Here is a 26,538-nt window from a genome sequence, read left to right on the forward strand (position 1 = left end):
GCAGCGCAGGGGCGTTGACACGGGTCTTCGCGAGACCACGGCCAGTGACAAACCTGAATTCGCGACGTGCAGCCTCATGAATTCACGAGACCTTCGCACCTTCCGGCCAACGTTGAACGGCCAGGTGACAACCTTGCTTCGCAAACCGCGACAATTTCATTCTGGTCAACGCTACCCGGCACACGGCACCGCGCGTGCAACAGTTGTGATGCGCAGAGGCCCCATGGACAAAGCCGCCGCGCTCGCTCGCCGAGCGCGGCGTGCTACTCTCGCGAACGGCACCGGCCAGGACAGTTCAGTGGTGCGCGACCCGTCAACATGGTGGATTCACGCATATGTACTCGATCTTGCCTGCGTTCGTATCTGCGTTGTTTCTCGGGTTCGGCCTCTACGTGCTGGCCACCAAGGGGCTCACGCGGGTATCCGTCCCGTTCGCCCTGATGTGCGCGACGACCTTCGTCTGGCAGGGAACGTGGGCCTTCCTGTTCCAGACCACCGACGCGGACGTCGCCAACGTGCTGGTCAAGGCCGGCTATCTGTTCATCCTTTTTCTGCCGACGACCTTCTATCATTTCGTGACGGAGATCGTGTCGCGTCGGGACGAGCGGCCGATCATATTCGCGTCCTACGGACTCAGCGTCCTGCTGGCCGTGCTGCTGGTCACGAGCAATGCGGTCGTCGATGGATTCCGCCCGCATTTCTTTGGCCCGTATCCCAAGGCGGGCCCGCTGCATCCGTTGCACGTCGTGCAGACGGTACTCCTGGTCTGCCGCAGCGGTTGGCTCCTGATCGAGGCAAGACGTCAGGGGCGGGCGCGAGACGTCCGGCAGTTGCTCACGCAATGCCTCGTCAGCCTGGGCCTCTACTCGCTCGCGGCGACCGACTACGCGGTGAACTACGGCGTCGACTTCTATCCGGTGGGGGTGCTGTTTATCGCGATCAGTCTCGGGATACTCGCGACGTCGATCGTCCGCTATGGGCTGATGGGTCCCTATCTGCTGGCCGCGACGGTCGCGCACGAAGTGGCCACGCCGCTGGCGGCGATCGGCCTGCACGCGGACGAGCTGCGCGCTGTCCTGCCGGAGCTGCTGCGCGGGTATCGGCTGGCGGTGCAGCACCGGTTGTGCGCCGACAGTTTGTATCCCGGACAGCTGGAGCGGCTGCCGACGCTTGCGTCGTCGATCCGGCGCCAGGTCGACACCACCAGCACGGTGGTCGAGATGTCCCTGGCGTCCTTTACGCTGGACCGACTCGATCGCCACAGCTTCGCGGCCTATCCGATACGGGGCTGTGTCGACGCCGCCGTGGATCGCTTTCCGTTCCGTCCGGGTGAGCGGGACCGCGTATCGGTCGACGCGATCGATACGGACATCCGGTTTTTCGGCTCCGACTCGCTCGTGATCTTCGTGATCTTCAATCTGCTGAAAAATGCCCTGTACGCGATCCACGCCAACGGCCGTGGGCAGATCGAGATCGACGCGCATCGCAGCAACGGTTACTGCGTGGTGCGTTTCAGCGATACGGGGCCGGGCATCGCCCCTGATGTGCTCCCTCAAATTTTCGACGCCTTTTTCTCGACCAAGTCGCACGGTCGCGGCGCCGGCATGGGCCTGAGTTTTTGCCGCCGCGCATGTGAAGCGCTCGGTGGCACCATCACGTGTGAATCCGTTCCCGGCATCCGCACCACGTTCACGATCCGGCTGCCGGAGCCCGGGGCGCCGGCGGACCCGACACTGAACGGTCCGCCGGCGCTCCCCCCGCGCTATCGCATCGGGTAGGGCGGTCTCACATTCAGTTCGCGGCGGACGGCAGGATCAGCTCATACGCCTTGACCCGCTCGATGATGCCCGGCGGAAACCGGCGGATCCGCTTGTCGGAACCGGCAAACACGATTTGCTGATACCCCAGCGACACCTGCCGCCCGTCCACGTAGAAGCGAAACAGCAGGTAGGCCGAACATTGCCGAACCTCGAACGTATTGAGAAAGCAATCGACGCGCTGGAACGGAAACGTCTCATGGACGTATTCCTGATGCGCGCGCTTCGTCACGAATGCCCCGCCGGCCCCCATCAGGTTGTTGTGGATGCATTCGTGAAACCAGCGTTCACGGCACACGCCCTGCCATTCGAAATAGCGTGCGAAATAGGTATTCATGAAGGCATTGGAATCCTTGAGGTAAATGTCCACCACATGGTGGAAGGTTTTCTCGGAAATATGGGCCGTTTCGTTGGAAAGGACGTGAAGAATCGCGTCTCGCGTCAACATGGATAACTCCTTGAATCGCTACTGGCGGTAGCGGCGCATTCCTTCAACGAGAAGGAATGGCCCGATTCTCCCCGTGCAATTCCGCGGAGCGGTGCAGTCGAAACGTGCCGAATTAGCGAATGAAGAGCAGTTGATGTGCGTCGCACTTTCGCCGGATAATTGCCGCGATAATCATTCGCGGCAAAGCGTCTCCGTTGCCGCATTATCTTTTGCTGATTTATCGAGACCCTTATGCAACCCTTCGTCAGGCAGCCGGTGCTTTACCCCGTGTCCGTGGTATTTGTCGACGACAATCCGGATTTCCTGCAGGCGCTGCGGGGCGCATTTCCGGACGAACGCCTGAACCACTTTTTTACGCACCCCCGGGCGGCGCTCGACTTCGTGTCGTCGCGTGACGCGGAGATACCCCCCACGGCTGCGGACTATTTCGGTGCGGAGAAAACCGGCGGGAATGCGATCGGCGAGGATGCGCTCGCCGATCCTGCCCGATTCGAGGCGGTGGGCGCGGTGGTCGTCGACTATTCGATGCCGGAGGTCGACGGCATCCAGTTCCTGACCTCCATCCGCAACGCGAACTGCATGAAAATCCTGCTCACCGGCATCGCCGACGAGCGCGAGGCGGTGGCCGCGTTCAACGCGGGACTGATCGATTGCTATCTGAAGAAAACCGACGTCGAGATGGCGCGCAAGCTGGCGAGCGCGCTGGACGACGCGAAACGCAAGTGCTGCGCGGCCCGCGGGCACATCAGCCTGCATGAAGCGGGAGCGACCTACCGGGATCCACGGATCGTCAAGCTGATCGATGAGGTGGCCGCGCGGGAAGGCATCGTCGAATACTACTGGCGCCCCAATCAGGACGCGGTGCTGATGTTCGATGCCGCCGGCGCGCCCAGTGTATTTCTCGCCTGGAGCGAAGAGGACTGGGCGTTCCACTGCGATATCGTGTCCGACGCGGGCGGACCGGCCGAATTGCGCCAAGGCATGGAAGCGCGCCGCATCATGCCGCTATTCTGGCCATTTCAGGCCTATCGGCCGGGCCTCGCGGACATTCACCGTGCGGCCCCGCTTCCCGTTCCGGGATGGCACGGCACGTTTTATAGCTGGATCCGGCTGGATGATCCGGCCACCGAGCACGAACTGCCTACATTGGCAAAATGGCGTCACGCGTAAAGGATCATCCGCTCATTTTCAAACGGGCGGTGCTGTCGTCGTCTCGGTAGCCACTCAAACTGGAACAATCCCTGTCAATGTTGTCAGTTATCAGCGGCGCGGGATTTTGTTTCAATACACACCTTGTTCCGAGGGCCACCCAATATTCCAATAGACGGCACATCCGTTCAGTGCAGACCGTTGACCAACGGTCTGCACGCGCTCTCAATATCGATCGATTCTCGATCTGATATTGTCACCACCCTTCACAAAATCTGCAGCGGCAAACGATCCGCAAAATTTCCGACTGATGCGTTGAAGCGCGTTTTCACGGCGCGTCGATTGAGCTCGTTTGCCGGAATGCGTCCGCCGGGCCCGTCATGCATTGAAACGGACGCCCTCAGGCGCCCAACCCCATTAATACGCGCCGGAATGCGGCAATCGAACTGAAATCGAAAGCCGTGCAGTGATCGTCGCGAAATGCGGGATCGGACCCGCATCCGATCGAGCGGTATTTCAACGGCCTGTTATCCGCCCGACTCCGCCCGACTCACTCGCAAAGTCATGGCGATACGCGCGGGGCGAGCAGCCCACGATGCGCTTGAATGCATGTCCGAACGCGCCATCCGAGTCGTATCCGAGCCCAGCACGCGAATGTCCTGAAGGGGCCGTGCACGTACCCGACCCGGCGACGGAATCGTGACGGCCGCCGCGATCGGCCGTTTTCGCACGTGAGCCCGCCGTCCGCCGCCGCGCCGTATGCGGGAGCAGCGATCTTTATCAGCGCAGCAGATAAACGTATCGGAATCGCTTCGTTGACGCCGTCCGGCACGCACTCGTAGATTCGCGTTTTGACCGAATCAGGGGCCGTGCCATGACGACTACCGCCATCCGCGACGACGTATCGCTTTGCGCCGGGCATCCGCCCGCGTCGCGGCCGCGCGTTGCGGCGCAGCATTTCGACATCGTGCCGTTCGATGCGCCGCTCGGTGCCGAAGTGGTCGGCCTCGACCTGTCGCAACCGCTCGACGCCGCCGACTTCGCGCGCATTCATCGCGCGCATCTCGACCATCACGTGCTGGTGTTTCGCGACCAGCGCATCACGCCGGACGAGCACATCGCGTTCAGCCGCCGCTTCGGCCCGCTGCAGATCCACGTGCTGCACCAGTTCGCGCTCGCCGGCCATCCGGAGGTGCTGATCGTGTCGAACGTCGTCGAGAACGGCAAGCCGATCGGGCTCGGCGACGCGGGCCATTTCTGGCACTCCGACCTGTCGTACAAGGAGAAGCCGAGCCTCGGCTCGCTGCTGCATGCGCAGGAACTGCCGGCCGAAGGCGGCGACACGCTGTTCGCGAACATGCATCTCGCGTGGGACACGCTGCCGGCCCATCTGCGCCGCGCGGTAGAAGGGCGGCGCGCCGAGCATACGTATCTCGCACGCTATGCGGAGCTGCAGGCGCGCAATCCGTGGCGGCCGAACCTGTCGCCCGAGCAGATCGCGCAGGTTGCCGCGGTCGTGCATCCGGTCGTGCGCACGCATCCGGAAACGGGCCGCAAGGCGCTGTTCGTCAGCGAGCATTTCACGACGCGCATCGTCGGGCTGCCCGACGACGAAAGCCGCGCGCTGCTCGACGAGCTGTTCGCACACAGCGTGCGTGCCGAGCATGTGTACCGGCACCCATGGCGCGAGCACGATCTCGTGTTCTGGGACAACCGTTCGCTGATGCATCTCGCCGCCGGCACGCCCGACCACCTGCCCCGCAAGCTGTACCGCACCACGATTGAAGGCGACGCGCCTTTCTGAGCCACGTGCCGCGTCAATCTTCCGCCCCATCCTGACTGGAGTTCCGATGCCGTTTTCGTTTTTGCCGGCGCGCCGCGCGCTGGCGGCAGCACTGACCGCAACGCTTGCGTTCGCCGGCGCACTCGCCCCGCAAGCCGCGCACGCGGAAGGCCGCATCCGCATCGCCGAGCAGTTCGGCGTCGTCTACCTGATGTTGAACGTCGCGCGCGACCAGCAGTTGATCGAAAAGGAAGGGCGCAAGGCCGGCCTCGACATCAAGGTCGACTGGGTCCGGCTGTCGGGCGGCGCGGCCGTGAACGACGCGCTGTTGTCCGGCGCGGTCGACATCGCGGGCGCGGGCGTCGGGCCGCTGCTGACCGTGTGGGACCGCACGCGCGGCCGGCAGAACGTGAAGGGCGTCGCGTCGCTCGGCAATTTCCCGTACTACCTCGTCAGCAGCAACCCGAACGTGAAGACGATCGCCGACCTGAGCACGAAGGACCGCATCGCGGTGCCGGCGGTCGGCGTGTCGGTGCAGTCGCGCGTGCTGCAGTACGCAGCCGCGAAGCAGTGGGGCGACAAGCAGTTCGACAAGCTCGACGCGCTCACGCAGGCGATTCCGCATCCGGACGCGACGGCTGCCATTCTGGCGAACAGCAGTGTGATTACCGGCCACTTCGGCAATCCGCCGTTTCAGGAGCAGGAACTCGCCGGCAACCCGAATGCGCACATCGTGCTGAATTCCTATGACGTGCTCGGCGGCCCGAGCTCCGCGACGGTGCTGTATGCCACCGAGAAATTCCGCGACGACAACCCGAAGACCTATCGTGCATTCGTCGCCGCGCTGGCCGATGCCGCGCGCCAGATCGCGGCCGATCCCGAGCGCGCGGCCGATACCTATATCCGCGTGAACGCATCGAAGATCGATCGCGCGCTGCTGCTGAAAATCCTGCGCAATCCGCAGGTGCAGTTCAAGACCGCGCCGCAGAACACGCTCGCGCTCGCGCAGTTCATGCACCGCACCGGTGCGATCCGCACCGAACCGAAGTCGTGGCGCGATTACTTCTTCGACGATCCGGCGACGGCCGGCGGCAGCTGAGCGGAGCCGCTTCGACGCCGCGATCGACGCTTATGCGTCGGTGCGGTTTCGATATGGGCAATCGATGGTTGGTCCGCGAAAGGTCTGGCCGCATGCTGATGCTTTACCCGCAAGAGATTCGATCGTGAACGCCACTTCTCCCCGAACCTGGCTGCCGCCGTATGTGGCACGCGGCGGCGCGGCGCCTGCCGTCCACCCCGTGCCCGACGCGCAGGTCGCCGGCCGGCCCGCGCCGGATGCCGCGCAGGCTGGCGCGCACAGTGAACGCCTGCTCGCCATCGACCGGGTGAACCTCGAATACCGCAGCGGTGCGCGGATCGTGCGCGCGACCCACCAGGTCAGCTTCGACGTGTATGGCAGCGACCGCTTCGTGCTGCTCGGCCCGTCGGGGTGCGGAAAGTCGACGCTGCTGAAGGCGATTGCCGGCTTCATCGAGCCTGTATCTGGTTCGATCGCGCTCGACGGTCGGCCGGTGCGCGGGCCGGGCCCTGACCGCGTCGTGGTGTTCCAGGAGTTCGACCAGTTGCCGCCGTGGAAGACGGTCGTCGAAAACGTCGCGTTTCCGTTGCGTGCCGCCGCCAGGTTGTCGCGCGCCGAAGCACGGGAGCGCGCGCTGCATTATCTCGACAAGGTCGGGTTGAGCGGGTTCGCCGACGCCTATCCGCACACGCTGTCGGGCGGCATGAAGCAGCGCGTCGCGATCGCGCGCGCACTGGCGATGCAGCCGCGCGTGCTGCTGATGGACGAGCCGTTCGCCGCGCTCGACGCGTTGACGCGCCGCAAGATGCAGGAGGAACTGCTGCGCCTGTGGGACGAGTTCCGTTTCACGCTGCTGTTCGTCACGCATTCGATCGAGGAAGCGCTCGTCGTCGGCAACCGGATCCTGCTGCTGTCGCCGCATCCGGGCCGCGTGCGTGCGGAACTCAACAGCCACGAGCATTCGCTCGACAACGTCGACACCGGCGACTTCCGCGACAACGTCGCGCGGATCCATCGCCTGCTGTTCGATACCGACACGACCCGCGTCCCGACGACGGAGGCATCTGCATCATGAGCACGATCGATCCGGCCCTGCCGCCGCTACCGCCCGTGCGCGCCGAATACGAACGCACGCTCGACACGCTGCCCGACGCCGAACGTGCCGTGCCGGCTCCGCTGTGGCGTCGCGTCGCCGGTGCGGGATGGTTTCGGCGCAGCGTCATCGCACTCGTGCTGATTGCCGCGTGGGAGATCGTCGCGCGCATCGTCGCGAACGATCTGCTCGTGCCGACCTTCGGCGCGACGCTGGCCGCGTTCGTGCAGGGCATCGAGTCCGGCGAACTGCTGGTGAAGACGGGCATCTCGCTGTCGGTGTTGCTGCGCGGTTACGCGCTGGGCGTGTTCTTCGCATTTGCGCTGACATCGCTCGCGGTATCGACGCGCATCGGCCGCGACCTGCTGGCGATGCTGACGTCGATGTTCAATCCGCTGCCGTCGATCGCGTTGCTGCCGATCGCGCTGCTGTGGTTCGGGCTCGGCACCGGCAGCCTGCTGTTCGTGCTCGTGCACGCGGTGCTGTGGCCGCTTGCGCTCAGCATGTATACGGGCTTCGCGGGCGTGCCGGCCACGCTGAAGATGGCGGGGCGAAACTACGGCCTCACGGGTCTGCGCCAGATCGCGCTGATCCTCGTGCCGGCCGCACTGCCGTCGATCCTGTCGGGCCTGCGCGTCGGCTGGGCATTTGCGTGGCGAACGCTGATCGCGGCCGAGCTGGTGTTCGGCGCGAGCGCGGGCCAGGGCGGGCTCGGCTGGTACATCTTTCAGAACCGCAACGAGCTGTATACGGATCGCGTGTTCGCCGGCCTCGCGGCCGTCATCGTGATCGGCCTGCTCGTCGAGAACCTCGTGTTCGACACGCTCGAACGCGTGACCGTGCGGCGCTGGGGCATCCAGCACTGATGTCACCGCACGCGGCAATTCCCGGCGCATGCATAACGTAAGCTGAAATCGGCTTTTCACGCGCGCCGGGTGCGTCCCTATACTTTGCGATGCTGCGCATGCGGCGGTTCGCGCATGTCGCGATCGCGCTGCGCAGCGCCCGATCTTCCCGAACAAGGACTTGCCGAATGACTGCCCGTGATGCCGTCGATCCGCGCGACGCGTTGCGCGACGCGCTTGCCGCGCTACCCGATCTCGCAAGCGCGATCGGGCAGGATGCCGCGCAACGCGAGGCGCGTCGCGAACTGCCGTTCGAGGGGTTCGCGATCTTCCGTCGCTCGGCGCTGGGCGTGCTGCGGATTCCGGTGGAGCGCGGCGGCCTCGGCGGCACGCTGGTCGACCTGTTCGATACGATCGCGACGCTGGCCGCCGCCGATTCGAATCTCGCGCACGCGCTGCGGATCCACTACGACCAGATCGAGACGCTGCGGCTGTCGCCGCGCACACCGTTCAACGACGTACAACTCGAGCGGGCGCTGGCCGGCGCGATCTTCGGCGGTGCGTCGACCGAGCGCGGCACGTCGCGGCCCGGCGAGAACACCACGGTGTTGCGTCGGGACGGCGATCACTATCGCGTGACGGGCCGCAAATACTATTCGACCGGCACCGCGTTTGCCGATTTCGCGCGCATCAACGTGGAGAACGAGCAGGGTGACGCGGTCGCCGTGATCATTCCCGTCGCGCGGGACGGCGTGCAGGTGCTCGACGACTGGGACGGCATGGGCCAGCGCATGACCGCGAGCGGCAGCCTGCTGCTGAACGACGTGCAGGTGTTCGCGGATGAGGTGGCCGCGCGCGACGGCTCGACGCTCGTCGGCCGCCATTGCGGCGCGCTGCGGCAGGTGCATCTCGTCGCGACGGGGGCGGGCATCGTGCGCAACGTGGTTGCCGATGCGCGCCGCTACGTGCTCGGGCACGGCCGCCCGGTGCTGCACAGCCCGGCGCCGACCGCACGCGACGATCATTTCATCCAGCAGGTCGTCGGCGAGCTGTCCGCGCACAGTCATGCGATCGACGGGCTCGTGCGCGAAAACGCGCGGGCGCTCGACCGTTCCGCCGACGCGATCGCAGCCGGCGATGCCGATGCACATGCGCTGGTGCTCGACAGCGCGCTCGCGACGGCACGCACGCAGCTCATCGTCAGCAAGCTGGCGCTGCATGCGGCGGAGCGGCTGTTCGAGGTCGGCGGCGCGTCGGCGACGGCGCGCGAACACAACCTCGACCGGCACTGGCGCAACCTGCGCACGATCTTCAGCCACAACCCGTTGCTGCACAAGGCGCGCGTGATCGGCGACTACGAGCTGAACGGCGTGACGACACACCTGACCGAAGGCCGCGTGTTCTGACCTGGCCGCGCGCGCGGCCCTCTTTTCCGGAAACCCTTCCCGATGACGACCCGCACCGGACACCTGCATCTCGGCGCATTCCTGTACCCGACCGGCCATCACATCGCCGCGTGGCGCCATCCCGGTTCGCAGGCCGACGCGGGCGTCGATTTTCGCCACTACGTGCGGCTTGCCCAGGCAGCCGAGGCCGCGAAGTTCGATCTCGTGTTTCTTGCCGACGGCGTGGGCACGCGCGGCGACGACGTCGAGTTCCTGAGCCGCACCGCGCACAGCTACGTCGCGCAGTTCGAGCCGCTGACGCTGCTGTCGGCGCTCGCGGCCGTTACCGAGCGCATCGGCCTCGTCGGCACCGCGTCGACGAGTTTCAACGAGCCGTTCCACATCGCGCGCAAGTTCGCATCGCTCGACCACATCAGCGGCGGTCGCGCAGGCTGGAACCTCGTCACGTCGTCGAGTGCGCACGAGGCGCGCAACTTCAATCGCGATGCGCATTTCGATCATGCCGAACGCTACGCGCGCGCGGAGGAGTTCGCGGATGTCGTGCGTGGCCTGTGGGATAGCTGGGACGACGATGCATTCGTGCGCGATCGCGCATCGGGCCGTTTCTTCGATCCGCACAAGCGCCACGTACTCGACCATCGCGGCCGCTTCTTCCAGGTGCGCGGGCCCTTGAATGTCGCGCGGCCGCCGCAGGGACACCCGGTCGTCGTGCAGGCCGGTTCGTCGCCGGCCGGTACGCGGCTGGCCGCGCGCACGGCCGAAGTGATCTTCACCGCGCAGCAGACGCTCGACGACGCGGTCGCGTTTTATGCGGACGTGAAGGGCCAGCTCGCGGCGTTCGGCCGCGATCCCGATACGCTGAAGATCATGCCCGGCGTGTTTCCGGTGGTCGGCCGTACCGAAAGCGAAGCGAAGGAGAAATTCGACGCGTTGCAGTCGTTGATCGACCCGACGGTCGGGCTCGCGCTCGTCTCGGGCCTCACCGGCGGGTTCGACTTGTCCGCGTATCCGCTCGACGGCCCGATTCCGCCGCTGCCGGAGACGAACGCCAGCAAGAGCCGGCAGGCACTGACGATCGAGCTCGCGCGCCGCGAAAACCTGACGATCCGCGAACTCTATTTGCGTGTCGCAGGCGCGCGCGGCCACTGGCAGCTCGTCGGCACGCCGGAGCAGATCGTCGACCAACTCGAAGAGCGCTTCGTGCGTTACGGCGCGGACGGCTACAACGTGATGGCGCCGACGTTGCCCGGTGGCCTCGACGATTTCATCGCGCTGGTGCTGCCCGAGTTGCGCCGCCGAGGGCTGTTTCGCGACGACTATGCGGGCCATACGCTGCGCGAGCATCTGGGGCTGCGCCGGCCCGTGCGCCGCGCCACCGCCGCCCGTACCGAAACGGCTGCCTGACGTCAGCGCCGCAGACCAGCATCGCGCAGTAGCGGCAGCACGCGCTCACCAAAGAAGTCGAGATCGGGCTTGAAGTCGTAGAAGCTCAACTGGATGCCGTCGATGCCTGCACGGTGCAGGCGCACGATGGTATCGGCGACTTCTTCCGGCGAGCCGGTGATCGAGATATTGCCGCCGATCGCGCGCGAGGCAGCCTGCGAGCGCTGTTCGAAGCCGCCTCGCCACGCATGCGCGTCACTGTCGAAACGGTGGAAGCTGCCTTCGTCCGCATGCGCGACGATCGCGTCGCGGTACGCACGCGCTTCCGCCGCCGTCTCGCGGCAGATCACGAGCGGGTTGAGCAACGTGCGGATCGTTCGGCCGCGCGCCGCGGCGGCTGCCTTCACCCGTGCGGTATGCGCGGGCAGCGCAGCGATCGCGCGTTCGGCATCCGTGCCGGCCGGGCTCGTGACGAACACGATGTCCGAGTAGCGTGCGGCGAAATCGATGCCCGCATCGGAGCCCGTCGCGTTGATCAGCAGCGGGCGACCGTAGCGCGGCTTCGGCGTCACGAATGCGCCGCCCAGCCGCCAGCTCGACAGCGCCGGCGTGTAGCTGAAATTGTCCGGTTGCGCCCACAACTGCTGGACCGCGTCGAGAAATTCGGCGGCCATTTCGTAGCGCCGGTCGTGTTCGATCCGGTTCCAGCCGAACATCTCGTGCTCGATCGCGCGGTGGCCGGTCACGACGTTGATCCCCCAGCGCCCGCGCGAGATGTGATCGAGCGTCGCGGTGAACTTCGCGAAATGCAGCGGATGCCAGGGCCCGTACAGCACGTGGCTCGTCGCGACGAGGATGATCCGTTCGGTGCGCGCGGTCAGCGCGGCCAGCGTCATGAACGAGTCGAGCGCCTGGCCGTCGAACACACCGCCGTAACCGCCTTTCGGCAGCCACTGCGACAGCGCGAACACGAGATCGAAGCCGAGTGCCTCCGCGCGCGCGACCAGGTCGGCGTTGTAGTCGAAGGTCCAGTCGGTCGTGCGCGGCAGCGTCGACGCGCTCCAGCCGCCGGCCTGGATCGGCAGGAACAGCCCGAGCATCAGCGGCTGCGCGAGGACACGCGAGACGGGGCTGTCGGGGAAATCCGCCGGTGAGCGCACGTCGACGAACGGTGACGGCGCGACCGGAGCGGCGAGGGACGTGTCGCTCATGAAGGCTTCCTTGCGGGTTGGACATGTAGCGGACGACAACGCGCGGCACGTGCGGCGGCGAATCGCCCGGGTGTCATGCACGATGTGCGTGCGCGCGGTTCGAGCCGCGTCATAGCGTGCCGGGCCTCGGATCGGACACGAACCCGTCGCGGTTCGGCATCCGCACGCGTGGCAGCGTGCGCGCGTCGAGCCGTGCATCGGCGGGCACGATGCCGTTCAGATGGAGCACATAAGCGGTGACCGCATAGACTTCGTCCGCGCTCAGCGATTGCGGCGCGTTGTACGGCATCGCGCGGCGGATGTAGTCGAACAGCGTCGTCGCGTACGGCCAGTAGCTGCCGACCGTCTTTTTCGGCTTGGCGCTCGCGAGCGAGCCCAGTCCGCCGACGAGCGGATCGCCGACGCCGCCTTCGCCGCCGGCACCGTGGCACATCGCGCATTTGTCCGCGAACACGTGAGCGCCGCGCGCGACCGTGCCCGAGCCGGGCGGCAGGCCGCTGCCGTCGGGCGCGACGTCGATGTCCCACGCCGCGAGCGCCGCGCGGTCGACCGGCTGGCCGAGACCGTAGCCCGCGCCGAATGCGCTCGGGACGCTCAGGGATGCGACGAGCAGGCAGGCAAGCGGCTTACGCATTGCGCACCTCGCCGTCCGTGCCGATGCGCCAGTTCTGGATGCCGTTGTAGTGGTACTGCGAGTTGACGCCGCGAGCGGCGACGAGCGCCTCGCGGGTCGGCTGCACATAGCCTGTGTCGTCGGTGGCGCGGCTTTGCAGGTCGGCCGGCTCGCCGTTCCAGATCCAGTCGGCTTCGAAGCGCGTCAGCGCGCGATCGCGCACGTCGCCCGCGAGTCGAGCGGGCCGCCAGGTGCGGCCGCCGTCGGTCGAGACGTCGACCGCGCGAATCCGGCCACGCCCCGACCACGCGTAGCCGCCGATCGGGTAATAGCCGTGCGCGGCGAGCCGATGGCCGGCCGACGGCCGCGTGATGACCGACTTCGCATCCATCTCGAACACGAACTGGCGCGCGCAGCCGCCGGGCAGCAGGTTCGTGTATTTCGACGTTTCCTCGCGCGTCATCTCCGGCGCGCGCACCAGTTTCAGCCGCCGCAGCCACTTGATGTTCGTGTTGCCTTCGAAACCCGGCACGATCAGCCGTACCGGATAACCGTTCTCGGGGCGCAGCCGCTCGCCGTTCTGCGCATAGACGACGAGCGCGCGCTCGAGGATCCGGTCGAGCGGCAGGCTGCGCGTCATTGCCGCGCCGTCGGCGCCTTCGGCGAGCAGCCAGCGTGCGTCCGGATCGATGCCGGTTTCGTCGAGCAGCGTCGACAGCCGAACGCCTGTCCATTCGCAGCACGACAGCAGCCCGTGCGTGAACTGAACGGGCAGCCCGCTCGGGCCGTTCCATTCGCTGCCGGTGTTGCCCGAGCATTCGAGGAAGTGGATCCGCGACTCGGACGGAAAGCGCAGCAGGTCGTCGATCGTGAACACGCGCGGCTCGCGCACGAGGCCGTGCACGACGACGCGATGACGCTGCGCATCGATCTCCGGCACGCCCGCATGATGACGCTCGTAGACGAGGCCGTTCGGCGTGATGTCGCCGAACAGGTCGGCGAGCGGCGTCATCGACGAGCCGGAGCCGGGCAATGCCGGCGTGCGGGCGCTGCGGCGGATCACGTCGCGTTCGTGCGGCCCCGGCACGCCGTAGGGCGGCGACAGTAGCGGCGCACCCGGTTCGCGTGTCCATGGCGGCACGTCGAGCGGGGAGCGCGGAGAGAGCGGGGCGAGCGGCTGACTTGCCAGCGCGCCGCTGGCAGGCAGCATCGCTGCCGCCCATCCGCCGGCGAGCCGGCGCAGTGCTGCGCGCCGGCCGCTGCGCGGTGGGTGGGGCGGGAAACGGGAGTCGGTCATGGTCGAACGCGTATCGTGTGCCGGGGCAGCACGCGGGGAAACGCCCATTCTCGGCAACCGAACCCGGTGCGACAAACAACGATTCCCGCTTTGCTTATCGCATCACGCTGCACCACGCTGCACCGCGCCCGATACGCTCGCCGTCAGAACTTCACGCGCAGCCCAGTGACGAACGCGACCTGGCGGTTCGTCGACGACGCGCTGCCGATATTCGAGATCGCCGCGATCTTGCGATAGCCGCCCGACGTTGCCGTGCTCGCGTCGCCGGCCGCGAGCTGGTAGATGCCGGACAGGTAGATATCGGTGCGTTTCGACAGCGCGTAGTCGAACCCGAGCGTGAACTGGTGCCAGCGCGGTTTCAGCGTCTGGCCGCCGGTGCCCGGCAGGCCGCTCGCGCGCCCGTCGGTGAACGTATAGACACCGATCAGCGTGGCCGCCGGCGTGAGCTGGTAACGCGCGTTCACGTCGTAGTTGTTGAACTTGCGCGACGAGCCGTCGAGATAGTTGAGCTGTGTGTGGCTCCACGCAAAGCCCAGCGTCGCAGGGCCGAGCGCGTAGTTCGCGCCGACCACGCCGATCTGCTGCTTGAGCACGCCGCCGTTCAGCCCGTAGAAGAATCCGCCGCTGTAGTCGTTGCCGGTGGTGGAGGTCGCACCGCCCACCGCGCCGCTCGTATTCGACGTCGAATTCGGATGATTGATGCGGACATAGCCGGCGCCCACCGACAACGGGCCGTTCACGTAGTTTGCCGACGCGCCCCACGCGTTGTTGTTCGAGAATCCGGTGCCCGCGCCACCGTTGGCCTGGTTACTGAACGCATAGAGCAGGTCGGCCGTGAAGCCGGCGATCGTGTCGCTGCGGAACTTCACCGCGTTGTTCAGCCGGAAGCTCTGGTTCATGTTGTCGTTGTCGCCCACGTGCGTGGCCGGCGACCAGAAGCCGGACCCCGAGTACTGCGCAACGAGGTCGGTGATCGGCTCGTACTGGCGGCCGAAGGTCAGCGTGCCGAGCCCCTTGCTGGCGAGGCCCACGTATGCGGAGCGGCCGAACAGGCGGCCGCCCTGGCCGAGCCCGCCGTCGCTCGGCCGGAACCCGCTTTCGAGCGTGAAGACCGCCTGCACGCCGCCACCGAGATCTTCCACGCCTTTCAGCCCCCAGCGGCTGCCGCTCAGCTTGCCGCTCGTCTGCTGGATGTTGCTCGCGCCACCCTGATTGTTCGTATAAGCGAACCCGGCATCGACGACGCCGTACAACGTGACCGAACTCTGCGCATGCGCGCTGACCGAACCGATCGAAACCAAACCCAGGACTACCGTTTTTTTGATCATGACTATCCTCTGTTTTTATGGGTACATCTGCGAGGATCACGATCCTATTGATGACGGCGGTGCCGGCGAACGGTCGATCCGTGGTTTGCAAATCGCTGCGCGGCCGATTTGCAATATGAGTTGCCGCAAGCCCTTCATGTGCGCCGCGATCGCGTCCGGCACCCATGCTGCGGCGAACGTATCGCGCGAACGGCGAACGTCGAGCACCGGATACACGCGGGCGTCGTCATATCGATCGATGAAATCGTTCGATGTCCGCACTACCGGCGGCCCGGCGTGCGATGTTTTTACGCAACGCCCGCTGTGCGGCGAGCGCCTGATGCGCTACGTGCGGCCGCATATCGATTCCGCAAAACGTTGGTAGGGCCGTGCGATGCATGACGGTAGAGTCGGGCATCCGGCCTCGGGCCGGCATGCTCCGGGAACGGAAGGGCGCCCAAGCGCATTCGTCCCGGCTGAACCACGAACACGGGAGCCGTCTGTCATGAGTCGCGATGTGCTGTTTCTGCTGGAACCGGGCTTTGCCGATCCGAAGCATCCGGGCCAGCGCTTCGTCTGCCCGCATGGACTGTCGATCGAGGGGCTGCTCGCGAGCGCGCCCGATCGCGCGAGTCGAATCGACGTGAAACGTGTCGGCTTCGAGCGGCCTCGGCACGCGGTGGTCGACGCGCTCGACGATGCGCACCAGGGGCTGCCGGTCCTCGTGCTCGGCCGCGACCAGCCGGCGCCGGACGACGCGCAGACGCTCGGCGACGTGCGCTTCGTCACCGACGCGCGCCGCATCCTCGAACTGCTGGCCGAGCGCCACGGATTTCCGGTGCTGCATTGACGCAGCGCTTTTCACTTCCCGTTTGATCGACCGACAGGAGCATCCGATGTCGTCAATTTCGGCGGCACGTCGCCGTTTGCTGCTTGCCGGTGCCGCGGTGGCGGCGGCGCCATGGGCCGCGAAGGCCGCGTTCGCCACGCCCGCGGTCAGCACCGATCTCGCCGGCACCACGTTGCGCGTCGCAACCTACAAGGGCGGCTGGCGCGCGCTGCTGCAGGCGGCCGGGCTGGCCGACACACCGTACCGGATCGACTGGCGCGAGCTGAACAACGGCGTGCTGCACATCGAGGCGCTCAACGCGGATGCGCTCGACATCGGTTCGGGCAGCGAAATTCCGGCCGTGTTCGCCGCGCGACAGAAGGCCAACGTGCGGCTCATCACCCGCGTGCGCGAGGACCTGAACAACCAGGTCACGCTCGCGCGCAAGGACACGACGATCCGCAGCATCGCGGACCTGAAGGGCAAGCGTGTCGGGTACGTGCGTGCGACGACGTCGCACTACTTCCTGTATCGCCAGCTCGCGGAGGCCGGCCTGAGCTTCGACGATATCCAGCCGATCAACCTGTCGCCGGCCGATGGCTTGTCCGCCTACGATCGCGGCGACATCGACGCATGGGCGATCTACGGCTACAACGGCCAGCTTGCGCGCAATCGCTACGGTGCGCGCGTGCTGAAGACGGGGAAGGGCTATCTGTCGGGCAACTTTCCGGTCTATGCGAACCCGCGCACGCTCGACGATGCGCGCCGTCGCGCGGCGACGGGCGATCTGCTGCTGCGGTTTCGACGCGCGTATGCATGGGCGAACACGCATTTCGGCGACTATGCGCTCGTGCAGAACCGCGAGACGCGCGTGCCGGTTGCCGATCTCGTCGCGATGTTCGACCAGCGCAGCGAAGACTACGCGCTGCTGCCGGTGACGCCCGACGTGGTGGCGCAGCATCAGCAGGTCGCGGATGTGTTCGCGCGGATCGGTGTGCTGGATGGGCCGGCCAATGTCGCGCCGCTGTGGGATACGTCGTTCAACGCGCTGGTCGCGGCGACGTGAGCGGGGGTAATGAGAAGGCGGCCGGGTAAGTGGGGGATTGAGGGCACATGCGCTTTCGGGAAACGCTGCTTTCCCTTCGTGAGCGAGGCTTCACGCCCTGCGCGGACCCCGATGGGAGATTTTCTCGACCGGGTCAGGCGAACGTCGTCGCGACCATGATGCCGAACACGACGCCGATCGCGATTCCGCACAGCCGGCCGTAAATCGACGCGCGCACATTGTCGTCGAGCACGAACGGCGAGCGTTTGTGCTTCCATACCGTGCTGAATGCGACGGGGCGCGTCAGCAGCGTGATGCACGCGATCAGCACCGGCGTGGCGATGAGCATCGCGATGCGCGGCCCGTTCCAGTCGACGCCGTGCATCGCCAGCGAAACGATCGCGGCAAGCGGAACCTCGACGCACAGGCCCAGCAACGAACCGTTGACGAAGGAATCTCCGGGGGACTGGAACATGATCGGTCCTGGCGTTCGGATGAAATCGGCGCCCGGCTCGAGCTCCCGAAGATAAAAAACCATGGCCGTTGCCCAAGGTCGATCGACCGCATTCGACATTAGCCACGATGACGGGCGGATAGTACGGCAAATCATTCGCACGTTGGCGGGTATTCAAGCTATTTAACAAATGGGCCGGGTAGGCGCGCATTTTCGCGCTCAGGGCCGCCCGGACATCGTCGACTGGATCCGACGCGATTTCAATCGACAACCGTACTTCCGTGAATACGAAACCCTGCGCGCCGCTGTATGGCATGCCGTGCAGGGTCACCCGTGCCGAGCACGTATGTCAGATTTTGACAGTTCTTGACAGCTGGAGACTAGTGCAGCGCTATGATCTAACTCTTTATTGGACGGGCATCCTGGAGAACCTCCCATGAGTTTGGCACGCTCACTCAGCGTCGGTATCACAATTGGCCTTCACCACGCGGCAGAAAGTCTCTGGGTCAACGGCATCAAGCAGAACGCCTTGTATCTGATGAAGCTCTTTCAACACTCGCCTCTTGGCCATCAGGTCACCCTCGTCAACACCACGAACGTCCGGATCACGTCGGAACTTCCGTGGGATACCACGCAGTATCCGATACGCTCGTTCGACGATGCGAAAGACTCGCTCGATGTCCTGATCGAACTCGGGGGGCAAATTGACCAGCAGCAAACCGCGTATCTGCAGGCACGCGGTACAAAAGTCGTGAGCTACTGCTGCGGTCCTGAATACGTGCACATGATGCAGGCCATGATTTTTGGCAGACGGCATGCGGAAACGGTATTCATCAACCAACGTTACGATCAAGTGTGGATCATCCCGCAAGTTGTCGATACCAGCGCGAGCTACTTCAGCGTATTACGACGCCAGCCGGTTCGTGAAGTCCCGTTCGTTTGGGACCCGATGTGCGTCGAAGAGCGGTCGGCAGCGCTTCCGCATCGCGGGGAGTATCGTCCAACCGGGCAGTCGAAGCGCCTCTCCATCATGGAGCCGAATATCGACGTTACGAAGTTTTGCCTCTATCCGCTCTTGATTGCGGAACTGGGCTATCGGAAGTTTGGCGAAAAGATATCTTACGTGCACGCGACGAACACGGAGCATCTTGCAAAAAACAGCCCCGAATTTGTTGGCATCGCGCACCACCTCGACCTGGTGAGAGACTCAAAGATAAGCTTTGTCGGCTATTACAACACCCCTCAATTTCTTTCGGAACATACCGACATTGTAATATCCCATCAATCAGGGCTTGCGCTGAATTACTTCTATTTCGATGTGTGCTGGAACGGGTATGCATTGATCCATAACGCATACCTCTGCCGTGAGCTTGGTTATTTTTATAATGGACAGGATGCGGAGGAGGGTGCACTGCAACTCGGGCAGGCAATCGATTCGCACGATGAGAAATGGGTTGACTACAAAAATCGACAGCGCGAATTTATCGGCGGATTTCTGTCGACAAATTCGAGACAAATCGAATCATACGACAGGCTCCTGATCGGTCTTTTTGATTAAATTCACGACATTTCACTGGGAAAATCAGTAAGCCGCTGACTGAAGCGGAGTGAAGTTTGATTCGGAATGGGCGTGTCGCTGCCGCCTTGAGGTCGGTATTGACGGCGAGCCGGTAGCATCAAGTGGAGCGACGTTGGTCTTACACGTTGAGTGCGCTATTCGCTGATCAACGCTTATCTCGAACAGCACGCTCGCTGCCGATGTGCCTGCTTGATGTCGACTACCATACCGCGCTCTGGCCAGACAATGCCGCCGCCATTTCCGATATCGGGCTGCTCCAGTCACCCAATGTCGCTTGCCGATACAGCTGCATGGACCTGTACCACGGCGTATCGCGATGGCTGTTGGACCAACGCTCATCGCATGCAGCCGACAGCAACACCCACACGGGCCGTCCGAATGCTCCAGCGAGGTGGGCCGGTCCTGTATCCACGGCAATCAACAAATATCATTTATTTGACATAATGATGATGATCGCATTTTTTGTTTGTAGCAGCCATATCCTAATGTCGTGTTCTGGCTATTTACAGATGTCGGGTTTTTGACTGCTGGCATGCTGGACGGCTCGTTGAGCGAGCGCGGAGCCGACCATGCAGCCAGCCGGATTGGTGACACTGACGATGCGAGAGCTTGATCGACTCAAGGTAATCCAGGCCGTGGTGGACACGGGCCTGAAGCCCGGACGTGCGGCCGAACGGCTGGGACTGAGCGTGCGACAGGTGGAAAGGCTGGTCATCCGATATCGAGAGCATGGACCTAGCGGCGTTGCTTCGGGCCGTCGTGGCCGGCCAGGCAACCGCAAGCTCGACGAAGGACTAGCGTTACGCGCCTTGACCACTATTCGAGAGCGTTACGCCGATTTCGGGCCGACGTTGGCCTGCGAGAAGCTGTGGGAATGCCATGGCATTCGGCTGGCCAAGGAAACGGTCAGGAAGCTGATGACGGACGCTGGCTTGTGGATTCCACGTCGGCAGCGTCCGCCGAAGGTTTATCAGCCGCGAGCGCGCCGGGCGTGTCTGGGTGAACTGATCCAGATCGATGGTTGCGATCATCGGTGGTTCGAGGAACGGGCGCCGGCCTGCACGCTGCTGGTGTACGTGGACGACGCGACGAGCCGGCTGATGATGCTGCACTTCACGCAGACCGAGTCGACGTTCAGCTACTTCGAGGCCACGCGAGCGTATCTGGAGCGCTACGGCAAGCCGGTGGCGTTCTACAGCGACAAGTACAGCGTGTTCCGCAATACGAGCGCCAGCAAGACAGGCCAAAGCGTGACGCACTTCGGTCGGGCGATGTACGAGCTGAACATTGACACGTTCTGCGCGAACAGCAGCTCGGCCAAGGGACGTGTCGAGCGAGCGCACTTGACGCTGCAGGATCGGTTCGTCAAGGAGTTGAGACTGCGCGGCATCAGCACGGTGGCCGACGCGAACGCTTACGCGCCCTCCTTCATGGCCATGTATAACGAGCGCTTCGCGAAGCCACCGAAGAGCGGCTTTGATGCGCATCGACCGCTGCGGTCCGACGAGGATCTGGATCTGCTGCTGACCTGGCGCGAGACACGCCGGGTCACGAAGGCGCTGACGGTGCAGTACGACCGGGTGCTCTATCTGCTGGACGATACGCCGGGGAATCGGGCGTGGATACATCGTGACATCGAGGTGTGGGAGTACCCGGACGGACGCATCGAGCTTCGGGCGGCTGGCCAGCTACTGTCGGCACAATCCTACGATCGGCTGGCCGAGGTGGATCAAGGCGCGATCGTGGATCACAAGCGCCTGAGCCATGCGTTGCAGGTGGCACAAGCGTTTCAGGCGCAGCGCGACAGCCGGCGGATCGGCACTGCGCCGTCGCGAACGCATCGGGGGCTGCCGGTGCGGGCAAATGAAGCGCAACCCGGCACGAAGAAACCTCGCCGGTTCACGGTGACTGACATGGAAGCCGCGATTCTGGAAGTTGCGTCAAAAGCAGAAACTGAGCGGCGGTCTGCCAAGGCCCGCGGGTGAGCGTAAGCGCCCTGCTGCTTCAGGCTCGGCGCTTCAACGCTGAAGGACGGAAAGGCCGATGAAACATGCGACATCTGTATTTAGCTGGCACTACGACATCTGAATCCGGGTATGACATTAATTGTAGTAGCTAAGTTCAAATGTCCGTTCGGGACGTGCGGCCGTACGGCCGTACGGCTGAACCTGAACGTGCGCCAGGTGGAACGGCTGGTCATCAGGTATCGAGAGCACGGACCTGGCGGCTTTGCTCCAGGCCCGACGGCGCCGTACACGCATGCCGCACGCGGTCGCCCTAATGCGCGGTGCGCCGCAACATCGTCGTGTCGTAACCGAGCGCCCGCACCCGTTCGACGAGCGCCGCGACCTGTTCAGCGGAAGGCTTCGCATCGCGCGTCAGGATCCACAGGAACCGCCCCGACGGTTCACCGACGATCGACCACGCGTAGTCGTCGGCGCGATCGAGCACCCAGTAATCGCCGAAGAAGAACGGCCCGAAGAACGACACTTTCAGCTTTGCGCCGCCGCTGTCCGCCACGATCCTTGCGCGGCCGTCGGCGCTTCGCGCGCGGCCGTCCGGCCCGCCTTCGCGGCAGGTATTGCGCACGCCGACGAGACCGTCTTCCCGCTTCGCATAGTCGGCCGTCACGCCGTCGCATCCGCGCTCGAACCGGTTTTCATACCGCGCGAACTCGTACCATCTGCCGACGTAGCGATCGAGATCGACGGATTTCGCGGGTTGCGGAACGTGTGCATTCCCGCTGGGCCCGCCGGCGAGGCCTGCACATCCCGCCAGCACCAGGGCGGCGCCCGCCACGATCGCTCCCGCCGCCCACAGCGGTCGGCCAACGATACTTCGCTTCATTGCATGACTCTCCGGACACGAAACCCGGTCATTGTGCACGCAACCGACGGTAGTCGGCCGCATTCGCCGCACGTTGCGGCTGCCTGAATCCGCGCGGACGCGTCGCTCGTATCTGGTTGAAGAGATCACAGCGGGCGTTGCGCTGCACAACGTGCAGCGGACGTGCCACCGATCGTTCGATCACATGCATCCGGGAGTGCTATATTTCGCTCGACATTCACATCATGGCGATCCGCGCCATCCACTTCGCATGAGCGACACGCCAAGCGGTGCCAGCGGCTTCGATCAGTCAGCCCCTTCGCACGATGCCGATGCGGATGCCGCGCGCCGCGAACATCTGAATCGGGTGATGCTTCAGGCAGCAGCCGGCGATCAGGCGGCTTTCGCGGAGTTGTATCAGCTGACCGCGTCGCGGGTGTTCGGGACGATCGTGCGCATGCTTCACGATCACGGCGAAGCCGAGGATATCCTCCAGGAGGTCTACACGACCGCATGGCGCCGCATCGACACGTTCGACCCGACGCGCGGCGGCGCGATGACGTGGCTGATCACGCTGGCACGCAACAAGACGATCGACCGCTTGCGGCAGCATCGCGACGCGCAACTCGACGACGAACAGGCGCTTGAGCTTCCCGCCGATGATCCAACGCCCGCCGCGCTGGCGGAGGCCTCGCAGGAGCGCCAGCGCCTCGAGCGCTGCCTCGCGCAACTCGATCCGCAGCAGGGCCGCGCGGTGCGCGAGGCCTTCTTCAGCGGCGCGACCTACAGTGAGCTGGCAGCGCGACTGCGTGTGCCGCTCGGAACCATGAAGAGCTGGATCCGGCGCAGCCTGATGCAGCTGAAGGTGTGTCTGGAGCAATGAATACGCCGGCCGATCACGATCCCGAATTGCGCTGCGCCGAATACGCGCTCGGCGTGCTCGACGCAGACGCGCGCCGCGAGCTGGAGCAGGCCGCCGCGCGCGACCCGGCGTTGCAAGCCACGCTCGAGCGCTGGCAGCGCCACCTCGCCCCGCTCGCGGACGACGTCATGCCCGTCGACCCGCCCGCGCGAACCTGGACGAGGATCCAGCACCAACTGGGCTTCATCCCGCCGTCGCGCCCGCGCAGCGCCGCGCCATCCGACGGATGGTGGAACAACCTGAAACTGTGGCGCTGGGTCGGCATGGGCGCGAGCGTGGCGGCGCTCGGGCTGCTCACGGTCAACGTGATCCGGGTGGGCGAAGCGCCGCCGCGCCCCGCTGCCGAAGACAGCCACTACATGGCGGCCACGCTGGCACAAGCGGATGGCGTCGCACGGTGGACCGCCACGGTCGACTTGCGGCGTGCCCGGATGGTCGTGGTGCCCGCGAACACGCCGCCGGTCGCCGCGGACCGCTCGACGGAGCTCTGGCTGATTCCGCCGAATGCGAAGCCGATCTCGCTCGGCGTATTCGCGTCGAACGCACCAGCGTCGATGACGCTGCCGCAAGCGATCGTCGCGCGACTCGATGCACGCGCGGTGCTCGCCGTATCGCTCGAGCCTCACGGCGGCTCGCCGAGCGGCCAACCCACCGGGCCGGTGCTCGCCACCGGCGCGATGCACACCACTTGACGCGCGCAACGCGCGCTCGCCCTGTAAACGTAAAGCGCGGCGGCGTGCCGCCCGCTGCCGTCTCTCTCGACGACATCACGCATCTCGTCGCATTCGTCTGCATCCGATCGGTCGCCGGCTCCGTATAAAGGGTATCGCGCCCTCGGAGCCCGTATGCCCGCCGTCGTCGTTGCCCTCCTCGCCTTCGTCGGACTGATCCTGTCCTTCACGGCGGTGTGGATTATCCAATTGCAATCCCGGAACGCCGGGATGATCGATCCGGTCTGGGCCGCGACGCTGGGCGGCGTAGCCGTGTTCGTCGCCGTGCTGGCGACCGGCCCGGAATTGAATCGTGCGCTCGTCGCCGCCGGCGGCGGCATCTGGGGGCTGCGACTCGCGCGGCACCTGTGGCGGCGCAATCGCGGGCAGCCGGAGGACCCGCGCTATCGACAGTTCCGCCTGCAGTGGGGCGACGCCGCGCCGCGCAACATGTTCTGGCTGTTCCAGTTGCAAGCGCTGATCTCGATGCTGCTGTCGATCGCGTTCTTCATCCCCGCCTACAGCGCGGCAGCCCCGTCCCGGTTCGCGATTGCCGCGGCAGTCGCGATCTGGATTGCCGCCGTCGCCGGAGAGACGGCCTCCGACCGGCAACTCAAGCGGTTTCTCGCGGATCCCGACCACGGCGGCCAGGTCTGTCGCGCCGGCTGGTGGCGCTATTCGCGGCACCCCAACTATTTTTTCGAGTGCGTGCACTGGCTCGCCTACACGGCCCTGGCGATCGGCATGCCGTGGGGCTGGCTGACGCTGTTGCCGCCCGTCCTGATGGCATGGCTGCTGCTCAAGGTTTCCGGCTTGCCGCTGCTCGAAGCGCGTCTGGTGCAAAGCCGGCCGGGCTACCGCGAGTACATGCGCACGACCAGCGCCATCGTTCCGTGGCCTCCGAGGCCGGCGCCCGGCCCTTCCCCCACTCGATCCGATCACCCTGACGACCGGAGCACGCGATCATGACCGCTACCACCTCGCCACCGTCGCCGGCATCGGTGGCGGCACCCAACGACACCTGGCTGATTCGCTGCTGCGAGCGCGGCTGGCTGCCGGACCGGCTGATCCGGGCCGGCATGCGCTCGCTCATGCGGCAACGCCTGCGCGCCGAACACGCGTATGACGGCGAACAGCGCGCGGCGGCCCACGACACGCTGGTGCGTGAACTGGGCGCAAGCCCGATCGCAATCGAGACGCTCGCGGCGAACACGCAGCATTACGAAGTGCCCGGCAGCTTCTTCGAGGCCCATCTCGGCCCGCGGCTCAAATACTCGTGCGGCTATTACCCGCGTGGCGACGAAACGCTGTCGCAGGCGGAGGACGCCATGCTTGCGTTGTACGCGCAGCGCGCCAGGCTGGCGGACGGCCAGCGCATGCTCGACCTCGGATGCGGCTGGGGTTCGCTGTCGCTATGGCTCGCCGAGCGGTATCCGGCGGCGCAGATCGTCGGCCTGTCGAATTCACACGGTCAACGCCACTTCATCGAGCAATGCGCGGCGCAGCGCGGGCTGACGAATCTGCGAATCGTGACCGGCAACGTGGTGGAGTTCGACTTCGATCCCGCGGATGCCGGTTTCGACCGCGTACTCTCGATCGAGATGTTCGAGCACATGAAGAACTACGGGCAACTGCTCGCCAAAATCGCGCGCTGGATGCACGACGACGGCAAGCTCTTCGTGCACATCTTCGCGCACAAGCTGCTCGCCTATCACTTCGCGGTGCGCGACGACACCGACTGGATGTCGCGCCATTTCTTCACGGGCGGGACGATGCCGTCGGCCGACCTGCTGCTGCGGTTCCAGGACGACGTGCGCATCGCCCGCCAATGGTGGCTCGACGGGACGCACTACGCCCGCACGGCCAATCAGTGGCTCGCGTCACTCGACGCGGCGCGCCACCGGATCATGCCGATTTTCGAGACGGTCTACGGCGCCGACGCCCGCCTGTGGTTCCAGCGCTGGCGGATGTTCTACATGGCGGTCGCCGAGCTGTTCGGCTATGCCGACGGGCAGGAATGGGGCGTCGCCCACTATCTGTTCGACAAGCGCCCGGGTCTCGCGTGAGGGCCGCGATCCCGTGCCGGGTTCTCCGCCGCGTCGCCGCCACGGTCGTGACGGCGCTCGCGATCGGGGCCGCCGGGTGCTCGGGCAGCCCGCCGAACCCGAATCCGCGCGCCGCCGTTCCGCTGTCGACCGTACCCGTCGACTTGCCGCGCTACATGGGCCGCTGGTACGTGATCGCGAACATCCCGTATTTCGCGGAACGCGGCTTCGTCGGCAGCCGCGCCGAGTGGCGCCTGCGCGACGACGGCCGGATCGACGACGCATTCGTCGGCCGCGACGGCGGCTTCGACCAGCCCGAGAAGCACTATCGGTTCGTCGACGCCGTCAAGCCCGGCAGCGGCGGTGGCGAATGGCGCGTGCGGCTGTTCTGGCCCGTGTATGTCACGCAACTGACGCTCTACGTCGACCCCGACTACCGGTACACGATCCTCGGCTACCCGGGCAAGACGCTCGGCTGGATCTTCTCGCGCGCGCCGACGATGGACGAGGCCACCTATCGCTCGCTGCTCGCCCGGCTCGATGCGATGGGTTACGACACATCGCGCTTCAGGCGGGTGCCGCAAACACCGGACCAGCTCGGCAAGCCGGGCTTCGCGTCGCCCGGCGATCGCGAATGAACACCGCACCTGCATCCGCCGCGCGCGGTGCGTCGTATATGAGCACAGGTGATTCCAGAA

Annotated in this window: 25 protein-coding genes; 18 read left to right on the forward strand and 7 right to left on the reverse strand. The window is 65.4% G+C overall.

Going from position 1 to position 26,538, the window contains the following annotated elements; translation table 11 throughout:
* Positions 1-335: 335 nt before the first annotated feature.
* Entirely contained in the window at positions 336-1,778 is a 1,443-nt protein-coding gene (locus tag CFB45_RS34850; protein WP_089429651.1) for a sensor histidine kinase, read from the forward strand.
* A gap of 13 nt (positions 1,779-1,791) precedes the next feature.
* On the opposite strand, the gene CFB45_RS34855 is transcribed toward CFB45_RS34850, so the two are convergent.
* A complete protein-coding gene (locus tag CFB45_RS34855; RefSeq protein ID WP_089429652.1) occupies positions 1,792-2,265 on the reverse strand; it encodes an acyl-CoA thioesterase in 474 nt (157 codons plus the stop codon).
* Positions 2,266-2,496: 231 nt separating this feature from the next.
* On the opposite strand from CFB45_RS34855, the gene CFB45_RS34860 reads away from it, so the two are divergent.
* From CFB45_RS34860 to CFB45_RS34890, 7 genes are all read left to right on the forward strand, one after another.
* Positions 2,497-3,435 (forward strand): response regulator, encoded by a 939-nt coding sequence (locus CFB45_RS34860; protein ID WP_089429653.1) that lies wholly within the window; start codon positions 2,497-2,499, stop codon positions 3,433-3,435.
* Positions 3,436-4,288: 853 nt separating this feature from the next.
* On the forward strand, positions 4,289-5,218 hold the full coding sequence (locus CFB45_RS34865) for a TauD/TfdA dioxygenase family protein (RefSeq protein ID WP_089429654.1): 930 nt from the start codon (positions 4,289-4,291) through the stop codon (positions 5,216-5,218).
* A 46-nt stretch (positions 5,219-5,264) separates the two neighbouring features.
* On the forward strand, positions 5,265-6,296 hold the full coding sequence (locus CFB45_RS34870) for an ABC transporter substrate-binding protein (RefSeq protein WP_089429655.1): 1,032 nt from the start codon (positions 5,265-5,267) through the stop codon (positions 6,294-6,296).
* A 64-nt stretch (positions 6,297-6,360) separates the two neighbouring features.
* A complete protein-coding gene (locus tag CFB45_RS34875) occupies positions 6,361-7,350 on the forward strand; it encodes an ABC transporter ATP-binding protein (RefSeq protein WP_089429656.1) in 990 nt (329 codons plus the stop codon).
* Positions 7,347-8,234, forward strand: a complete 888-nt coding sequence (locus CFB45_RS34880) for an ABC transporter permease (protein WP_089429657.1) — start codon at positions 7,347-7,349, stop codon at positions 8,232-8,234. Before CFB45_RS34875 ends, CFB45_RS34880 begins: the two co-directional genes overlap by 4 nt.
* A 167-nt stretch (positions 8,235-8,401) precedes the next feature.
* Positions 8,402-9,619, forward strand: coding sequence for an acyl-CoA dehydrogenase family protein (locus tag CFB45_RS34885; RefSeq protein ID WP_089429658.1), 1,218 nt, complete (start codon positions 8,402-8,404; stop codon positions 9,617-9,619).
* A gap of 42 nt (positions 9,620-9,661) precedes the next feature.
* On the forward strand, positions 9,662-11,023 hold the full coding sequence (locus CFB45_RS34890; protein WP_089429659.1) for an LLM class flavin-dependent oxidoreductase: 1,362 nt from the start codon (positions 9,662-9,664) through the stop codon (positions 11,021-11,023).
* A gap of 2 nt (positions 11,024-11,025) precedes the next feature.
* Here CFB45_RS34890 and CFB45_RS34895 read toward each other — a convergent pair whose 3' ends face one another.
* From CFB45_RS34895 to CFB45_RS34910, 4 genes are all read right to left on the reverse strand, one after another.
* Positions 11,026-12,213, reverse strand: a complete 1,188-nt coding sequence (locus CFB45_RS34895) for an LLM class flavin-dependent oxidoreductase (RefSeq protein ID WP_089429660.1) — start codon at positions 12,211-12,213, stop codon at positions 11,026-11,028.
* A 109-nt stretch (positions 12,214-12,322) separates the two neighbouring features.
* The gene (locus tag CFB45_RS34900) at positions 12,323-12,847 is read right to left on the reverse strand and encodes a c-type cytochrome (RefSeq protein ID WP_089429661.1); all 525 of its coding nucleotides are present in this window, start codon (positions 12,845-12,847) and stop codon (positions 12,323-12,325) included.
* A complete protein-coding gene (gene soxC, locus CFB45_RS34905; RefSeq protein WP_089429662.1) occupies positions 12,840-14,123 on the reverse strand; it encodes a sulfite dehydrogenase in 1,284 nt (427 codons plus the stop codon). Before soxC ends, CFB45_RS34900 begins: the two co-directional genes overlap by 8 nt.
* 143 nt (positions 14,124-14,266) lie before the next feature.
* The gene (locus CFB45_RS34910) at positions 14,267-15,451 is read right to left on the reverse strand and encodes a porin (protein ID WP_089429663.1); all 1,185 of its coding nucleotides are present in this window, start codon (positions 15,449-15,451) and stop codon (positions 14,267-14,269) included.
* On the opposite strand from CFB45_RS34910, the gene CFB45_RS34915 reads away from it, so the two are divergent.
* From CFB45_RS34915 to CFB45_RS34925, 3 genes are all read left to right on the forward strand, one after another.
* A complete protein-coding gene (locus CFB45_RS34915; RefSeq protein ID WP_179255141.1) occupies positions 15,450-15,815 on the forward strand; it encodes a hypothetical protein in 366 nt (121 codons plus the stop codon). The genes CFB45_RS34910 and CFB45_RS34915 overlap by 2 nt on opposite strands.
* A 120-nt stretch (positions 15,816-15,935) precedes the next feature.
* Positions 15,936-16,280, forward strand: coding sequence for a DUF3088 domain-containing protein (locus tag CFB45_RS34920; RefSeq protein ID WP_089429665.1), 345 nt, complete (start codon positions 15,936-15,938; stop codon positions 16,278-16,280).
* Positions 16,281-16,326: 46 nt separating this feature from the next.
* Positions 16,327-17,325 carry an ABC transporter substrate-binding protein gene (locus CFB45_RS34925; protein WP_089430120.1) on the forward strand — a complete coding sequence of 333 codons (999 nt, stop codon included), beginning with the start codon at positions 16,327-16,329 and terminating at the stop codon, positions 17,323-17,325.
* A 133-nt stretch (positions 17,326-17,458) separates the two neighbouring features.
* Here CFB45_RS34925 and CFB45_RS34930 read toward each other — a convergent pair whose 3' ends face one another.
* The gene (locus CFB45_RS34930; protein WP_089429666.1) at positions 17,459-17,779 is read right to left on the reverse strand and encodes a hypothetical protein; all 321 of its coding nucleotides are present in this window, start codon (positions 17,777-17,779) and stop codon (positions 17,459-17,461) included.
* A gap of 415 nt (positions 17,780-18,194) precedes the next feature.
* On the opposite strand from CFB45_RS34930, the gene CFB45_RS34935 reads away from it, so the two are divergent.
* Together CFB45_RS34935 and CFB45_RS34940 are read left to right on the forward strand one after the other, a co-directional pair.
* Positions 18,195-19,316, forward strand: coding sequence for a DUF2827 domain-containing protein (locus CFB45_RS34935; protein WP_089429667.1), 1,122 nt, complete (start codon positions 18,195-18,197; stop codon positions 19,314-19,316).
* Positions 19,317-19,906: 590 nt separating this feature from the next.
* Positions 19,907-21,322 (forward strand): ISNCY family transposase, encoded by a 1,416-nt coding sequence (locus CFB45_RS34940; RefSeq protein ID WP_089430276.1) that lies wholly within the window; start codon positions 19,907-19,909, stop codon positions 21,320-21,322.
* 292 nt (positions 21,323-21,614) lie between these two features.
* On the opposite strand, the gene CFB45_RS34945 is transcribed toward CFB45_RS34940, so the two are convergent.
* Positions 21,615-22,184: a lipocalin family protein gene (locus CFB45_RS34945; RefSeq protein WP_089429668.1), complete on the reverse strand. Its 570-nt coding sequence runs from the start codon at positions 22,182-22,184 to the stop codon at positions 21,615-21,617.
* Between the two features lie 250 nt (positions 22,185-22,434).
* Between CFB45_RS34945 and CFB45_RS34950 the strand changes: the two genes are divergently transcribed.
* From CFB45_RS34950 to CFB45_RS34970, 5 genes are all read left to right on the forward strand, one after another.
* Positions 22,435-23,046 (forward strand): sigma-70 family RNA polymerase sigma factor, encoded by a 612-nt coding sequence (locus CFB45_RS34950; RefSeq protein WP_089429669.1) that lies wholly within the window; start codon positions 22,435-22,437, stop codon positions 23,044-23,046.
* Complete coding sequence (locus CFB45_RS34955; RefSeq protein ID WP_089429670.1) at positions 23,043-23,777, forward strand: anti-sigma factor; 735 nt, start codon at positions 23,043-23,045, stop codon at positions 23,775-23,777. The genes CFB45_RS34950 and CFB45_RS34955 overlap by 4 nt, the downstream gene beginning before the upstream one ends.
* A gap of 153 nt (positions 23,778-23,930) precedes the next feature.
* Positions 23,931-24,764, forward strand: coding sequence for a DUF1295 domain-containing protein (locus tag CFB45_RS34960; protein ID WP_089429671.1), 834 nt, complete (start codon positions 23,931-23,933; stop codon positions 24,762-24,764).
* A complete protein-coding gene (locus CFB45_RS34965) occupies positions 24,761-25,861 on the forward strand; it encodes an SAM-dependent methyltransferase (RefSeq protein WP_089429672.1) in 1,101 nt (366 codons plus the stop codon). The genes CFB45_RS34960 and CFB45_RS34965 overlap by 4 nt, the downstream gene beginning before the upstream one ends.
* Positions 25,858-26,478: a lipocalin family protein gene (locus CFB45_RS34970; protein ID WP_089429673.1), complete on the forward strand. Its 621-nt coding sequence runs from the start codon at positions 25,858-25,860 to the stop codon at positions 26,476-26,478. The genes CFB45_RS34965 and CFB45_RS34970 overlap by 4 nt, the downstream gene beginning before the upstream one ends.
* Positions 26,479-26,538 lie beyond the last annotated feature (60 nt).

It is taken from the genome of Burkholderia sp. HI2500 (assembly GCF_002223055.1).
In the GTDB taxonomy this organism is placed as follows: domain Bacteria; phylum Pseudomonadota; class Gammaproteobacteria; order Burkholderiales; family Burkholderiaceae; genus Burkholderia.